Source organism: Paenibacillus sp. KS1 (assembly GCF_001680695.1).
GTDB lineage: Bacteria > Bacillota > Bacilli > Paenibacillales > Paenibacillaceae > Paenibacillus_B > Paenibacillus_B suaedae.
Genome location: NZ_MAIS01000033.1, coordinates 46792 through 64044 on the forward strand (window position 1 = coordinate 46792; position 17253 = coordinate 64044).

At 46.4% G+C, this 17253-nt stretch carries 12 protein-coding genes; all 12 read right to left on the reverse strand.

The features are described 5' to 3' along the window. Nucleotides 1–42: 42 nt before the first annotated feature. Nucleotides 43–360 (reverse strand): EamA family transporter, encoded by a 318-nt coding sequence (locus tag BBG47_RS13140; RefSeq protein WP_065292080.1) that lies wholly within the window; start codon nt 358–360, stop codon nt 43–45. Next, nucleotides 350–679: an EamA family transporter gene (locus tag BBG47_RS13145; RefSeq protein ID WP_065292081.1), complete on the reverse strand. Its 330-nt coding sequence runs from the start codon at nt 677–679 to the stop codon at nt 350–352. Before BBG47_RS13145 ends, BBG47_RS13140 begins: the two co-directional genes overlap by 11 nt. Beyond that, nucleotides 667–1308 carry an HAD family hydrolase gene (locus tag BBG47_RS13150; protein WP_083189279.1) on the reverse strand — a complete coding sequence of 214 codons (642 nt, stop codon included), beginning with the start codon at nt 1306–1308 and terminating at the stop codon, nt 667–669. The genes BBG47_RS13145 and BBG47_RS13150 overlap by 13 nt, the downstream gene beginning before the upstream one ends. Nucleotides 1309–1332: 24 nt before the next feature. Continuing rightward, complete coding sequence (locus BBG47_RS13155) at nt 1333–2259, reverse strand: decaprenyl-phosphate phosphoribosyltransferase (protein WP_083189280.1); 927 nt, start codon at nt 2257–2259, stop codon at nt 1333–1335. Between the two features lie 242 nt (nt 2260–2501). Then, nucleotides 2502–6149, reverse strand: coding sequence for a DUF4855 domain-containing protein (locus BBG47_RS28960; RefSeq protein WP_083189281.1), 3648 nt, complete (start codon nt 6147–6149; stop codon nt 2502–2504). A 365-nt stretch (nt 6150–6514) separates the two neighbouring features. Beyond that, complete coding sequence (locus BBG47_RS13165) at nt 6515–8197, reverse strand: DUF4855 domain-containing protein (RefSeq protein WP_065292082.1); 1683 nt, start codon at nt 8195–8197, stop codon at nt 6515–6517. 120 nt (nt 8198–8317) lie between these two features. Next, a complete protein-coding gene (locus tag BBG47_RS13170) occupies nt 8318–9994 on the reverse strand; it encodes a DUF4855 domain-containing protein (protein WP_175400530.1) in 1677 nt (558 codons plus the stop codon). A 502-nt stretch (nt 9995–10496) separates the two neighbouring features. Then, nucleotides 10497–11651, reverse strand: coding sequence for a hypothetical protein (locus BBG47_RS13175; protein WP_065292084.1), 1155 nt, complete (start codon nt 11649–11651; stop codon nt 10497–10499). Between the two features lie 293 nt (nt 11652–11944). Continuing rightward, nucleotides 11945–12637, reverse strand: coding sequence for an LrgB family protein (locus BBG47_RS13180; RefSeq protein WP_065292085.1), 693 nt, complete (start codon nt 12635–12637; stop codon nt 11945–11947). Further along, on the reverse strand, nt 12634–13011 hold the full coding sequence (locus BBG47_RS13185; RefSeq protein ID WP_021253843.1) for a CidA/LrgA family protein: 378 nt from the start codon (nt 13009–13011) through the stop codon (nt 12634–12636). Before BBG47_RS13185 ends, BBG47_RS13180 begins: the two co-directional genes overlap by 4 nt. A 225-nt stretch (nt 13012–13236) precedes the next feature. After that, nucleotides 13237–15792 carry a flippase-like domain-containing protein gene (locus tag BBG47_RS13190; RefSeq protein ID WP_065292086.1) on the reverse strand — a complete coding sequence of 852 codons (2556 nt, stop codon included), beginning with the start codon at nt 15790–15792 and terminating at the stop codon, nt 13237–13239. A 112-nt stretch (nt 15793–15904) separates the two neighbouring features. Further along, complete coding sequence (locus BBG47_RS13195) at nt 15905–16837, reverse strand: tyrosine-type recombinase/integrase (protein WP_065292087.1); 933 nt, start codon at nt 16835–16837, stop codon at nt 15905–15907. Nucleotides 16838–17253: the final 416 nt, after the last annotated feature.

The window sequence follows — 17253 nt, forward strand, 5'->3', positions numbered from 1 at the left end:
TCCGCCTTCCAACCGATTTCCCCCTATGTACAACTAAGCTCGCTATTGAACTAGAATAACCAATCCTAACCCGATGACACCAATCCCCGCTACCTTATGCCAACCTACCGATTCCTTGAACCACCACTTAGCCAAACAGAGTGTCCACACATAAGTTAGCGCATTCGCTGGAAGAACAAGTGTATACGGCAAAAACCGCAGTAAATAGATATTGAGAAGCGCTCCTATCCCATACAGCATAAATCCGGTGAGCAGAATCCACTTGCGGTGGCGAATGGAATACCATTTAAAGCACGCGCTTCCTAAAGAGCCGAACAATGTCATGAAAATAAGCAGCACCCATAACCATTCATTTCTCATAGCTGATCAACCCCACGCCAAGCATTAACAGCAGCACGGCAATTCCCTTTTGCAAGGTAATGGCTTCGTTCAAGAATAACCCTCCATAAATCAAGGCAAATATATAGCTGCTGGACATCAGAGGATACGCAACGGACAACTTCTCCATAGAAAGCGACTTAATCATAAGAAGCGCCCCCACTCCGTAAAAAACAAATCCAACTCCAACGTATAAAATCTGGTGCACACCCCATTTCCAGAACAGTTGCCCGGTTGCTGTGCAGAAGGCGGAGAAGATCATAAGCAGCTTCCCCAAGTGACGCGATGTTATCTGTTCCATCTACGCTCCTCCAATCCGTGAGCAGCCTCGGAAGCACGATTGACAACATAGCGGTGCTTCACCAATTGCAGCATAGGCAGGTCGCTCAAGCAATCCGAATACGCACAGGATGATTCATAGTCAATCGTGAACCGCTGTTCGCTCGCATATTGGCGAATACGAACCACTTTCTCATCCGCCTTGCAATTTACCCCGACAATGCGAGATGTATATCGATCGTTGCTCTTCTCCAGTTGGGTTCCAATAACCTCATGCACACAGCCCAGCTTCTTGAAGTACTTCATATAAGCATGCGGGGACGCAGTCACCAGCAGCACATGGTATCCTTCCGCATATTTGCGGCGGATTACCTCAACCGCCTCTTCATACACATCGTTGGCGAGAATCTTGTCATAGAAGGCCTCAAGATCTGCTTCGTCCATATAATTAATTGCACAGAAAAAGGCTTCCTTTGCCTTATCGGCAGGAATTCTCCCCGTCTTGTACAGCAGCAAATTCCATAACACCGAGGTCAAATGGACAGCAGCCCGTGGTCTGGTTGCGATGCCGTACTTCAAGAACAGCAGCATCGAATCATGCTTTGTAATCGTTTTGTCAATATCAAATAAAGCTAGTTTAGTACGTGTCAAACCGTTCGTTCATCCCCTATCCAATTATTCAAAAATAAGCAGGATGGACAACACACTCGCGACATACAGCACGACCGTCACAAGAATATGCTTGTCCTCTACCAGCAGGCGATCCGGTGCTCCACCCTTGTTCTCGATGTGAATCAAGTACAAATAGCGGAAGATGCCGTAAATGACAAATGGGATCGTCCACATGAGATAAATCGTTCGGCCAGCTGTAAACGTGAATAGCGAGTAGCTAATAATCGTAGCCGTCGCAACGATACTCGTTAGTTGGTCAAGCAGTGTGAACGAATACTTGTCCAACACCTTGCGATGGGCATCCTTCTGCTTGTCAAGTAAGAACAGCTCATGCCGCCGCTTGCCAATTGCAAGGAATAGGGACAACAGCATCGTACACAGCAAAAACCACGGCGTTAGATGCACGTTAATGGCCAATCCTCCTGCAATTGCCCGGAGCACGAAGCCTGAGGCAATCACCATAATGTCCATAATGACCACATGCTTCAGCTTAAGGGAATACGACACATTCATGGCAAAATAGACAACTAACAAAAGCATCAAGAGCGGGTTAATCATATACGATACCACCAATGAGCAAACGAGCAATATTCCTCCAAACATTAATGCGCCTGTTGGATTCAATGCACCGGACGCCATAGGACGGAACTTCTTGACCGGGTGATTGCGGTCTGCTTCCCGATCCACATAATCATTCAATATATACACGCATCCTGATACGAAGCTGAATAGAAAGAAAGTCGTCAGGGTATTCACGAAAGCCGACACGTTAATGGCTTTTAAGGAAAAGATAAGCGCCGCAAATACGAGCAAATTTTTCGTCCACTGCTTCGGTCTTAGCTGCTTGAACAGCAATCGAATAACCGAGCTTTGACTCACTTCCTGGTATGCCTCTGATCGATCAGCGGTATGACTTGCTTGCAACTTCATCACTTGCACCTCCTAGCTGTAGTAGCAATATTTACATCTTTACATACCGACCTATTATAATACAGATCCTATCGAATGAATATGGTTATTATGGATCACGAGGAAGCGATTACTAGTAAGCATTAGTGCTAGCTTCCACATCTACACCATAAAAAAGCGCCCCAATGAATTGGGACGCTTCATTCTATTTTGCCTGTTTCCAGTTGCTTTGAGACTACGATATAAGAAGGAGCAGAGCCATACTAAATTTGTGCACTCTTCTTAAAGATGGCGATCTCGTCTTTAAGCTCTCGGACAGCTTCATCTACATTCGCTCGCGTGTAACCTTCTGACTTCAGCCATCTCATGACCTCAATCGTTTTTTCTCCCAATTGCCATTTGGCCTGAATGAATTCGCTACCTGTTTGCTGAAGCAACCACGATACCTCCTCATACAGCTGCTGAAGTTCAGTAGTATCTACGATCCCGCTGTCCCCTACTTGTACCGTCGAACGGAAGGTTTCTGACTTGCCATTGTAGTTCATTGTAACGTTAACCGCTGCCGTACCTGGTTTTACCCCCTTCATCGTCACGCTGTTACTGGATTCACTGATTTTCTCAACCGCATCACCGATGACTTCCCAATGATAGATAGCATCTTCTGTAGGTACAGCATATCCATTGGCATACTGGCTCAGCAATCTAATCGTTCTTTCCTGTGCTGGAGTAGAAAAGAATTGATAGGTTCCCTGCCAGCCAACCTTCTCTCCCTGTTCCAATACAACTGATTTGTTAAAGACTTGCAGGAAGTAGGATTTCCCATACTCCTGAGTAAAGACAATCGGTTGATCATCAGCCAGATATTGCAATTTACCAAGTCCGTAATTGCGATTCAGCGTCACGAGCAGCTGATGCTGGCTCCCATCCTGTACTCCTGAACTCAGCCAATACTTATCTACGTCTGGATGCTGGGCTTTCGTTCCCGAATCACTATACACGCTCGAGCCGCTTCTGCCTACTTCCGTCTCCCCTGCATAGTAGCGTACTTCTTGATTCCATGCTCCGTTGACGGACTGCAATCCATAATAACGATATAACGTAATCTCTTCCAGAGGCATAATTTCCGTATGAACTTGTACTTTGCCGCCTTCGATTTCATACGTAACCGTCTCCTGCAAGATTTCACGACCACGTCCGTCCTGCTCCTTCGTATTGAAGCCCTGAATTCGATTCACAACCTCAATTTTCACCTTGGTCCCGGCGATTGCTGTCCCATCTTGAAGCTGCTTCCCGTCCACCCACACATTATATTTAACGGTTCTTCCTGTCGTAGAACTGTTCTCGCCGCCATCATAATTATGATTGCCACCCGTGAAATCCTGACCTTTGCCGTTGCCATTATCATTGGCACCAACGATATAAGGACCAATCCAGTCCGATATATCAGGCCACAACATAGTCGATGGGCGCGTCAAGTCGGGATCGGCATCCTTGTCTACATTCGGACTAAGCCTCCATTCTTTCATCCCGTAGAGCTTATTTGCACCAGCATGATCGAACACAATCCACATATCATTGCCGTCATTGTACTTGTGGGCAATCTTCAAGTTGCTGCCGTTTTTCATGACATATTGCGTTCCACCCAGCAAAGGATCGTGAAGTACAGGATTTTTGAATCCATAGTTGATAGATAGTGGTGTTTCGTTCCCCATTATCTGATTATAGGCCCAAGGTGCAGCCTCAATCACGACAGACTCCACTTCTACCTGCCCTACCTGTGCGCGAATCACGACAGTACCGGGTTTAGTAGCATGCAGCTTGCCATCTGAGGTCACTTCAATTATGCTTGAGTCCGAGCTCGCGAAGACCGCATTCACTTTCTTTTGTAGTGCATCGTTATTGTCGATCACGACTGGTGACCACAACGTACCGACATCCATAGTTGCCAGCTTAGAAGGAAGCATGATCCGGTAATCCGGAGCAGGACGGTTTGCTTCATATTTTAATAGCTTTAGATCATCAAGGTAGAACGTGGCGTCCTCCGATTGCCTGTTGCGCATAAGGGCAAAGCGAATGATATTTTTCGTATTGATTCCTGCCTGCTTCAGCTCCTGAATCGACTTCGTAATGATGGTCCATTGTCCAGGCGGGAATATGATGTTTCTGGCAAAGGTCTTGCCCCAATCATATTCATACATAAATACCTCGCGTATCTCTTGTGGTTTGGACGAGGCATTGAACACTGCATAGCTAACCGCGTCATACCCGCTCCAATCCTTTAGATCATAGGCTGGATAGGATTCCTCCGGATGTTCCTTCTCGAACCCGTCATAATCGGAGTCGATATACGCTGCGATCCAGCTATTTGGATAAGCCTTGAAATCGATCTTCAGCGACTTCTCTCCTTGCAGCACGTATGTAGCGTCTGTAACCGTCGCCCGCTTGACATGGTCGCCGTTATTCGTTCCGGATTTTACTTCATTTTCAAAATCTATGAGCGAACGAGATTCTGTTACTGTCGACTCACCAGATTTCTCTAGAATAATATCGCGATAAATCGTCTGCTTATCATGGATGTTGACGACAATAGATTTGCTGGGCAAGCCTTGTTTCTCTACGACAAAGGTATTCTCGGTTGCATACAGATCGCTCATCGCGAACTGACCTTCTGTATCAGTGGTGACAGCCTTCCCTGCCTTATCCTTTAACGTCGCCCCTGCAATACCGTTGCCCTGACGATCAACCACTTTTCCTGCAAAGTTCCCTTGCGGAGGAATAAACTTGCCCGTTGCAAACCTGTATAGATCCGTATACATCTGCTTCGCCGCCGGTACCTCAGAATGATAGAGATCATAGATTGCGTACACGTCTTGGTAATACGCAAGAAGAGACTGATTCATAAACTGCTTCTTCACACCAGTAATTAAATAGTTATAAAATGCTTGACGGTACCGCGGAGCGCCCACAATACGCTGATCAAGCTCTACTTTGACTCCCGCTTCATTGGCATAAGCCAAGTCCGCAATCTCTTCCACCCGCTCAATTGTGGTGCTGTCGTCGCCATAATGGTTCGGCTGAAGGGCTGAGAAGTCAAAGCCTAGCCGCTTCCCATTCGCCTTCTCCCCTGCACCATACCAAGGAAGCCAGCCTAGACGCATGCCGCGCTGCTGCAAGTACTGGGATGCGAAATCCGCACTCTCCGGCTCCCCAGGTACAGTTGTATCGAGATCCTCTTGGAGCCAATAGAAGCCGCTCAGCTTCAAATGCTTATACTGCTGTTGCTCGAAGCGAGCGGTTATCGTGTCGATGTACCAGCGGATTAACTCTTTGCGCGTATTCAAGTTTTCTAGATTTTTCACTCTGCCATCGCCATTGAAATCCCCAAAGTCCTTGCTCTGTGGGTCTGGGAAAGGCAATGTAACATACACGTTTACCTTTTTATTAGGTTCATGCAAATCCTTGCCTACCTGTTCAACTGCAGCATCCAACCCCTCGAGCTGCAGCCCCTTCTCGAACAAGCGATCTATCGACCATTTCCAATCCTGCCAAGTTCCTGGCTTGCTTCCTGCCGCCCATGGGTAATAGCGAGTGAGACTGCCCTTGTAGGGGGATGTCTTCGTGAGCAGGAGGAATGTATCGAAGAACGCATCCTCTGCAACTCCATCTTGATTCAAGTATCCTACGTAAGGAAGAAAATGATCCTTCCCGTACTCCCCTCTCTTCGTGCCATTCGTATTCTCTCGGTTATCATATCCGGTGTTCATAATCACAATATTCGAAGCGCCATTGGATTTTTCACTGTTTTTGGGCAAATAATCTGCAGACACTATTGTTGAGAAAAACGATGTCATGATCACAGAAGCAAGCATGAAGGAAGCAGTCAGCAGGCTTATGCTTTTCTTTACTTTCACGAATTCACTCTCCTTTAATCTTTGCAATAAAGCGTTTACATAAAATTGATAGCAAAACGCTTACAATTCTCTTCGTACCCACTCCCTTCATGAATCGACCTCTCATTTTTGGATAATTCAACCTATCTCATCATATCAAACTGGATAAACTATTCAACTAATAAATATCCTATTCTCTGAGAAGTCATGCAAAAGAGCTGCCATGCGGCAGCCCCATTATTTAGAACATCTGTATTAGCACTTGCAGTTCCGTAATCTCATCATGCGGCTTCAAAAACGCCGATGGATGACCAGAGTATGGCCCATAGAAATAAAAAGAAGATGACCCGGAGTGAACCGCTGTCATCTTCTATCAATTAGACCATTTATCGAGGCTGCTTCTGATACGTACCCTTCACAAATTGGTACATCCAATCATAAAGCTCACGAATCCGCGGATCACTGCTGCGAGAACTGTCGAGCAGGGCATCTACACCTTGGTAATAAGCCATGAATGCTTCGTTCATATAGCCGAAGTCGACCCCTCCATTCAAATAATCAATGTAATAGCCGCGTGATGCACCATTCGTGAATGCATCCTCATCCATCTCCATCTCAATACCTAGACCGTGATGCTTCGCTAAGTACGCCGCATCTTCAATCCGATCTGGGTTAGTTCCACCCCAATAATGGTTCGGCTGCAGCGCTGTCGCGTCGAACCCTATCGCACGTGCTGCATAGTTCCTGTTGCCACCAAAATTCGGAACCCAGAACAGCTTCTGTCCTCTCTTATGCACGATATCTCCAGCATGCTTGACCAACTTCTCGTCCGATGAATTGTCTCTTCCCATCGATTCGGCCATCCAATACATTCCAACCAATTCCAAACGGTCGTATCGGCCTTTAATCCATTTTGTTCTTACTTGATCCAAATACCAATCAACAGCCTTTTTCCGATTCGTAAAGGATTGTTCCGCGCCAACATCACTAGGCACAAAGTTCTCAGAGATCCCGTCCCCATCGACATCTCCAAAATTTGAAATCGTCTCACCAGGATTCGGAATCATAATGACGACTTTCATCTTATGATGCGAATCATTCAGCTTATTCCCTGCTTCTGTCACAGCAGCATTTAACTCGCTCAGATCCCCGCCCGGCTTGAACATTTTGTCCAGATACCATTTCCAGTCATCAAGTACTGCGTTAATCCCAAAATCCCGCTGGTAATCCGCCGTACGAATGCCTAATAAAAGCGTTCCATCATACATCCAGTCCTGCGGCTCTCCGTTGTTGTCAACATAACTGACGTACGGCATGAGCTTCTCCTTTGTCCAATTGCCGCGATCGTTACTATACATACTGTTGTACATGAGCCACAGATCGTGAATGCCTGCCGTATCATTTCCCGGCTTCAAATAAGAAGATGTGACTGGGCGAAGCGCATATGCATCCGCTGTTTTTCCATCTACACCCCATATCTCCACTTCGTCCATGAACACCCAAATCTCTGTCGTAACTGCAATTTTCACATACCGGGCATAGATTTTCTTCGCTTGACTGGATGGATGGGGAACTCGATCTACCGCTGCGTCCCACACATAATCATAGGCTGCAGTCGGAATATTGGTCCAGAGCGGTACCGGGGAATTCATGTATTTTACAGGGGCCCAATTCATCCCGTCTTCTGAGGCATAATAGGAGACAATTTCTGGTGTATAGATGCCTACTTCTTGATTGTAGAGAAAGTGAGACTTAATCTTCCCAATCGATTTGCTTTCGCCCAAATCAAATATGATTTCACGCGTCTTTCCTTTTAACAATGCGGTCCAGTTCGGGTCCATAAAATCATTGGCATCTCCATACTTTCCATCTGTCAGCTTCGTTCCATCGTCTGGGTAATTTTCATCAGGTGGCTGATGGGTGAAGGAATACGAAATCCCGCTTGCCAAATTCCTCATTCCATCGGCGGCCACTGTAGGTTCAATATCTACCGCTAATGCAGCTTGGAAGGTGGACAGAAGCATGATGGAAGCTGCGACGAAGCTCACGACTCTCTTCAACTTAATCATCAATAAAAACCCCTCTCGTCGATTTTTCAATAAAATCGTGTATTGAGTAAGCATGGGTTGATCACCCATTCTTGATGACTTATGTCTATTCCGTGCTTCGCTGCGCTCCCCATTCATCGTTTATCGAGGCTGCTTCTGATACGTCCCCTTCACAAATTGGTACATCCAATCATATAGCTCACGAATCCGAGGGTCACTGCTGCGTGAACTGGTGAGCAAGGAATCAACCCCTTGATAATAGGCCTTGAACGTTTCCGTCATGTACCCATAATCGACCCCACCGTTCAAGTAATCAATATAATTGCCGCGTGAAGCTTCATTCTCGAACATTGCTTCGTCTGTCTCTAACTCAACACCGAGACCATGATGCTTCGCCAAATAAGCGGTATCTTCAATGCGTTCCGGATTGCTGCCGTCCCAGAAGTGGTTCGGCTGAAGCGCTGCTGCATCGAATCCCAGAGCCCGAGCCGCATAGTTCTTATTCGCACCGAAATAAGGAATCCAAAACAACTTCTGTCCGCGCTTGTGCACAATCTCTCCAATATGCTTAATCAACTTCTCATCGGACGTCTTACCGTTTGATACCCCTTCGTCCAGCCAGTACATACCGGAGATCTCCAAGCTGTCATAACGACCCTTAATCCATCTTGTTCTGACTTGATCCAAGTACCAGTCAACAGCCTTCTGCCGATTCGCAAAGGACTGCTCTTCCCCTACCTCACTCGGTACGAAGCTCTCAGAAATGCCATCTCCGTCGATATCTCCAAAGTTGGATATCCCCTCACCCGGATTCGGGATCATGATAACAACCTTCATCTTATGGTTCGGATCATTCAGCTTCTCTCCCACTTCTTTAACCGTGTCATTCAATGCGCTCAGGTCTCCACCCGGCTTAAACGTCTTATCCAAATACCATTTCCAGTCTTCAAGATTTGCTGAATAACCAAAATCCCGTTGGTAATCCGGCGTACGAAGGCCTAGAACGAGCGTGCCGTCATACATCCAGTCTGTCGGTTGACCATTATTGTCGACGTAGCTGACATACGGCATGAGCTTCTCCTTCGTCCAATTGCCGCGATTGTTATCGTACATTCCATTGTACATAAGCCACAGATCGCGGATTCCTGCTGTATCATTACCCGGCTTCAAATACGATGGTGTCACTGGACGAAGTGCATATGCATCAGACGTCTTGCCGTCAACACCCCAGATCTCTACCTCATCCATGAACACCCAGATTTGTGTGGTGACCGCGATCTTCACATAGCGCGCATAGATCTTCTTCGCTTGACTGGAAGGATGAGGAACTCGATCTGTTGCAGCATCCCATACATATTCATAGCCAGCTGTTGGAATATCAGACCATAGCGAGGCTGGAGAATTCATGTACTTCACTGGAGCCCAATTCTGGCCATCCTCGGATGCATAGTAAGACAATATGGTCGGTGTATAAATGCCTACGCTGTTGTTATAGAGAAAGTGTGATTTAATTCGGCCGATCGACTTGCTCTCTCCTAAGTCAAATGTGATTTCTCTTGTCTTCCCTTTCAACAACCCCGTCCAGTTCCCATCCATGAAGTCATTAACGTCTCCATATTTGCCATCTGTCAACTTCGATCCATCATCTGGGTAATTTTCATGAGGGGGCTGAGAATAAGAATAAGATATTCCGCTCGCTACATTCCTCATTCCATCTGGCTCCTTGAGCTCATTTTCTTCGGCAAAGGCTGTGTGAAAGGTGGACAGAAACATGACGGCAGCAACAATGAAGCTGGCCCATTTCTTCATCTTGATCATCAATTCGACTCCTTTCGTTACGTGAAATGTGTGAAATGCGAACTCCATCGCGAAGGAAGCGTTTTCAAGATGTTGCAACTATTATACCTGCTGTACAGGTTTATGGTTTTGATTATAGTCCATACTTATCGACTTATTGTCCACTTACCAGATATGATCCATCAGCAAGGACATCCCCTTAAGAAGGAGTCGGATTGAATCATGGTAGTTACTCCAGATGTGATGTCTAGTGGAGAGATGGTGAAAATTCGACTTGGTAATGTTGGCATGATGGCCAGGATGTTAAGAAGTGTGCGATCCACACCATGCTCCTAATAATTTTATTTTATCAATCCAGCAGGAGGCGTGTTTACGACCATCACATATACCACCGTAAAATAGCATTTGGAACACAGCATGATGGTATTGTGGATCGGTTGCAGCGCCTATTATGGACGAATAAAAATAGGGCATGCAGATGCATGCCCTATCGAAACCAATACCTTATCGCTATGAGTATGGATTAGCGTTCTGGATTGTAAGTCACATGAACTGACTTGTATCCAAGCTGCTTAATCTGATCAGGTGTAACATAGAGTGTTCCTTCCTCCAGCACACTATTCTCCGCATTCAGCTCCATAGTTCGGCTGCCATTCACAAGCTTAAATCGATGAGCGCCATTCTGCTTTTTCAGCTTCTCTAGCTTGATAAGCTGCCAGCCGCATGCATCCGCGAGCGGTTTAACAGGGATACGAATATACCCTTTTTCTTCAAATACGATCGGCACGCGAATCGATGCCTTATCAACCTTAACCTCGTAATCGCGCTGGATCTTCATCGTTATTTTTTCCTCGGGCAATGCATCCAGATCGAAGTCCGTCGGCAAATCTGCGGTAGCATCCTTGGCATTGTCCAACTTCGGCAAATATGCCTCTGCAGCAGCCCAATCCTTCAACGGCTTGGATATCCGCTTCTTCAAGTCCAACACATATAGAGGACGATCCGGCTTATTCAATGTATATACCACGTATCCCTTCTCAGGATCAACGCCTCTAAGATTGCCGAATACGATTCGTTCCAATTGACTTGTTGCAGGGTCGAAGATCACAATCTCCTCTTGATTCGATTTTTCTCCATTCAACCGGCTGTATATGATGCGATTGTCTGAGAGCCAGACAGCCCCTGTCGAATAGCTAGTTCGAAGCCATTCCTTCGTATGCCCTGTTTGATTGTTGCGCAGTATATAGCTATGAACCGTGGTCATGTACCCTTCTGCAGTCGGTTCAAAATATAACCGCTCATGGATTCCCCATTTGCGGTCTGGCGAGGAACGAAACACTTTACCCTTCACAACTTCCTGATCCTCAGGATCATACGTATACTGCATCCCGCCTTCAATATTATCTGCATAATTGGTCTTGAGCAGAGGATGCTGCTGCCCCTTTTCTACTCGCATGCTCCGAATGCTCGGATCCCATTTCTTCCATTGCCCATCAGCCATTTGAACGACGACACGCTCCTCACGTGCCTCCAGATCAATTCGCTCAACATTATAATAGACCGCTCCGCTCTCCTGATCGGTGTACACCTTCTCGGCAGAGTATGTACCTGCTGCACCTGCGAGAGACGGCAAACTTAATCCCAAGAGGATCCCCCATGCCCATATTGTTGCTTTCAAGGAATCAACTCCTTTCCTCCATACCTTTTATACGAAATTAGTGAAGTGATACATCTGAATTGTATGCTCAGATAAGTCTACATAAGTATCAACGTGATAGAACCAAAAATGTTTCATTTCATTTCCCCGAAGGGATAACGATACATATGGGACGCAACAGTATGGGGGCTCCCCTTCATTCGTTGCATCATAGATAACAGCACATACAAAAAAACGCCCCTCGCAGTTTGCGAAGAACGTCCTGATCTTCTTATTAACCGATCCATGCAGACCATAGATCGAGTTCTTACCTCTTACATTAGGAACATATAAATTGGTGTGAAAAGAATGGAGGTAATCAGGCCCGCTAACCCCATTGCCAATCCACTGAATGTCCCCTGCTTCTCTGAGTCCGCCAAGCTCTTCGCAGTCCCGAATCCATGCGCAGCCGTCCCCATTGCGATCCCAAGTGGCACTTCGCCGCGAATACCGGTCATCCGCAGGAAGGTTGTACCGAACAATGCACCAACAACCCCTGTGAATACAGTAAATACAGCAGACAGTTCAGGCATAGCACCCAACGACTTGGCAATTTCAACTGCGATTGGAGAACTGACTGATTTCGGCAGCATGCTCAGCATAACTTCCCTCGCCCCGTCTAAACTCATCATGATCGCCGCCACACTCACAATTCCCACGATAGAGCCGCACGTAATGGACAGGCAAATTGCAGCAAATTGCTTTTTGACTAGCTCACGATATTTATAAATAGGAACACCGAGCGCGATTGTCGCTGGCCCAAGAATAAGTGCCAAAATATCTGCCCCGTTTTTGTAATCCTGGAGCGGGATATTGCCAATGACGAGAAAACCGATCAACACCGCCGAGCAAAAGAGGATCGGATGCATCCATTTGAATCGCACATGCAGTACACGGGATAATGCATACACAACGATCGTTGCAGCTATTCCGAACAATGGCTGTTGCGTCCATGATAAAAGGTTCATGCTGCATCTTCCTTTCTTGTCGGCATCTCATTAGCTTCATCCGGTTTCTTCTCCATCTTCGAAGCAACGAAGCCTGTCATCCAGAGAACGACGAGTGTACTACCGATAATTCCAGCAGAAATGCTGAACCAATGTGCACTCAAAACAGGCATAAATGCCATAATACCGACTACATAAGGGATGAAGAACAACAACATATGATCAAGCAGGAATTGAGCGGATTGTTCAACCCACTCCAGCTTCACCCATTTCATGCCAAGTGCAATCAGGAATAGCACCAATCCAAGCACGTTGCCGGGCAGCGGAAGATGAAGCAAATTGTGCAGCCACACACCTGCAATGTTGAAGCCTAATAAAATTGCAAATCCTAGCATAAGGAACCACCTTCTGATGATAAGACTTTGATGAAAATCCGTTCCTATTCTGAAACACCCCTATTGTAACAGAACTATCGAGCATGTCCCACCCGCGAGTACGGTCGAAAAGCAGAGCTGTAAGCGGTTTTTCACAATAAAAAAGGCCTGGAGCAGCCTCCAAGCCTTTTCATGTATTTTCTGTAACTTTCAAAATTTTATCATTTTCGTATGAAATGAATCACACTATCGCTGCAAACGCCGAATAATACGCGTTACCCGCCATACCGTCCAGTTCATATGACGCTGCTTGCGGAAAGCAATATATTGCGGCTCCCACGTAACATCGAATAATGCTAGCCATATTCTTCTATAGTTATTCATTGGATACAGCTCACGGATTCTCCGGAAGATCGCAACAGCAGTTCGTTCTGTCCATAAATAGGGTGAACGATCCGACTCAACATGGGACAATGGAATTAATCCGCTGACAAGCTGCTTGCAATGATGATACTGTCCGATCCATACGATGATATCACGTAGCTGCTGAAGTACTTCATCCTGTTCGGGTTGACATAAGCCGCGGCAAGAACGAATATCACCGATCATTACCGTCCCAGAGGCCTCATCGACTCTCAGCACAACGTATCCAAGCAAGAGATCTCCATCCGTTTCATTAAATAAGCGAACGAGTTGGAGCGTGCAATCCGATACCGTCAGCAATCGTTGAAGCGTCTCGATATACCCTGGTGTCGCAGACTCCCAGCTGCTGGCCGCGTCTATGACTTGCTGAACATGTTCAGCTTCCAACGGGAAGCTGCTTAGCTCATACTGGTGCACCGGCGATGCCATGCTCGGCTCGGTGAATTCATACCGTGCAATTTCCCCTACTTTGAAGAAGTCATTACCATAATCATGAAGCAGCGGCATGCCATCTATGCCTGCTTGATAGAACACAATATCCAGACCAAAGCGATCCGCATGTTCGTACAGGGAATGAAGAGCATCATGTTCTTTCGCTTTCATCCGCTCCAGCTGCGGCATGCCAAGCATAATTACCCGCCGTCCCTTAATAATGAAGGGAAAGCGAATTTTGCCGCTGTTGACTGAGAAGACACGCTTGTCCGCAACATTCTGATACATCCAGCCATTAATGCCTGTCAGAAGCACTTGATCATCGCTACGCCAATCTCTACCTAGCGGCTTCTTCAGATGGCGCTCGAATACAAGTACCCCAATCACGTACATAATAGCCGCTACTAGCAGACCAGTAACTAGCGTTGTTGTAAATTGGCCATAGCTAAGTGTGTAAGTTGCTGCATCCGCAACCTTCTCATGGAATTCTGCCAGCATGTATCCCAGCATCATGTACAGAACCATGAGTAGTGATCCGAATAAGGTTGTGAAGAATATCGTACTCTTCGTTAACGGGAATCGATAACGAGTGAACTGTGAGCGAATAAGGAACAGGAACAGCAGCATCCCGCACAGCCACAACGTATGGCGAATCGTCGTTCCTAGCAGGAACGTCAGCAGCGTACATATCGCTAAGGCTGCCAGTGTCATCACATATGCCCGAATTGTGCGCTCGAAGAGTCCCTTCAATTGCAGCAGGATCAACAGGCTGGCACCAAGTAAGATACCATTCACAATTGGAAATACTTGACCATGGAATAACGGAAGAACGAACATGGATGATTCCCATGATGGCTCGGTGAACGTGTATGTAAATAAAAATATGGAAGTCATAAACAGCAAGATTACGACTGACCAAGCAGACAGCGAATTCCATAACGAGCGCTGTACGAACCACAAGATGCTGCCAGATTCAATATATGAACCTAACGTTGGGTGATCCTCGAACTTCTTCACCGCAACTTCGCCGAACTCGAATGCTGCGAAAATTAAGCCAAGTGTAAACGGGATGAAGTAGTACACGGTTCGGTACAGCAGCAGTGCTGTAAATACTGTACTGTCTGCAACTCCTAATGCTTGCAAACCGATTAAGAACGTAATATCGAATGTTCCGAATCCACCGGGCACCATACTGATAAGGCCGGCTATGGCACTTACCGTAAATACACCGATGACTTCAGCGAAGGAGACGTCTGCCTTCAGCATATGCAAGATAACATAGGCAACTGATCCTGCAGCGAGCCATTCGATGAATGACACAACCGTATATCCGAATGTCAGTTTGGCGTTCGCATTCGCTCTTCCCTTCCAACGTGAGAAGAGTAAGTACACGGGGAAGAACAAAGCCACCCCGACTAGGACAACCCATAGCCATCCTTTGGCGGCGAGCAATTCACTCGCAGGGAACACATGCAGCAGTACTAAGATACCCAATAGGGACAACCCACTAATCATAGAAGGCGCCATCCATGCAATTGCAATCAGCAGCCTGCTGGCATCACCTGTAAATTGACGATACAAAACGGTACGAATTCCTACCCCTGCGATCCCACCAAAGCCGACAATCCCGTTAAAGGTATTCGCGATCCAGGATACTCGAAACGTTTTCCCTATGGTAACAGGAGCTTTAATCGAACGCAGCAGCAGGCGATCATAGAAAAACATGGTCGCAACCGCTAGTCCACCTAGTACTATGAGCCCCGTAAAATACTCACTCGATATTAATCGTATCGCATGGAGCGATTCCCGAAGTGAAAATCTGGATAATTCCTTCTTTCCTTGAATAAAGACGAAAATGATGACCGCTAATGGAAAGGCTATTTTCAGCGTCTGAACAAGCCGCTTATTATGCAATAACGCTTGCAGCTTCGTCTTGATTACATTCATTCAACCCCTCCTCTATTCCCTGATACCATATAGTGTGTAGTGAGGGCAGGTTCGTTATTCGTTTTCCTTCTTATTGTAAACGCATCAGCTGCATTGCTGCAAATATCCTGCTTCAATTGATGAAGGTCTGCAGACGATTGACGGCTTCTTCTTTCTGCTTATCAGATACGTGAGTGTAGACCGTAGTTGTTTGAATGGAGGCATGTCCGAGCATCTCCTGTACGGTTCGTATGTCTGCCCCGCTCTGCAGCAGCATCGTTGCAAAGGAATGGCGCAGCTTATGGCAAGAGTATGATCGCCCTCTTCCTCCTTGCTGCCTTCGCTCTTGATCGATCTTCAGCTTATGAAAGGCTTGTTCAGCAATGTATTGAATATTGCGAATCGACAACCGCTGGCCCTTCTGAGAGATGAAGAAAGCATCCTCACCTTCCCTCCAAGGAGCAAGACGCTCCGCAAGCGCGATGTCCAGCTGAGCAGCAACCGCCGCTGGTAGGGGAATCGTTCTCCACTTCCTCCCCTTGCCCAATACTTCAATGCAATGCCGTTCAGGATAATAATCCGATACGTTCAGACGATGAACCTCACCAACCCGAAGACCCGCATATCCCATCAACATCAGAATTGCAAGATTACGCTCCCGATACTTCCCTTCTGTTCGCACGAGAAGCTGCCGCAGCTGTTCCGGGTTCATATATACCGGTGCACGATTCATCTCTGTCTTCGACTTCTTCACACCGATGGCTGGATTCACATTCGTCAGCTCGAATTCATTCAGTGCTTTATAGAAACTTGTCACCGCACAATGCTTGCGATTGCGCGTCGCATCGCTTACACCTGACGCCTTTACCTTCGCGAGAAACGCCATTACTTGGAACTTGGTCGCTTCTTCGACGGGCTTGCCGTCTAAAGTAAGTAAATACTGACGAACATCTCCCAAATAATTGTTCTTCGTATAAAAGGTATACCCCGCATTATCCATCCACAAACGAAAGGCTTCAAGCGCCTGCCCGTACACGGCATGCAAATCATCTCGTGTCCATTCCATAACGCATTTCTCCCTCGATTATGCTGCCAAAATAGCCTCAAAAAAACTGCGTATAATTGATATTATACGTAGTTTTGGATCTGAGAGGCAAATAAATCTGTCACCAACACTATCCGCATATTTCATAAACTGATGTTTGGTCCATTCGATTTGATCGAATACTTCGGTGGATACATCTAACAGAATCATTCATAAAGATGGAAGGTTTTAAATTGAATGGCTTTGTAAAGGTTATGCAAGGATGGTTGGTGAGAGCGTAAAATATCTTGTGTAAATATATAAATAGCTAAAAAGGAAGACCTTCTCTTGTAGATTGAGCTACCACACTACAATCCATAGAAAGAGGTCTTCCCTATACATCATTTTACATCAGATTTGGTTCAAGCCTAGTCACAAAACAGGATGTGACTGAAGTT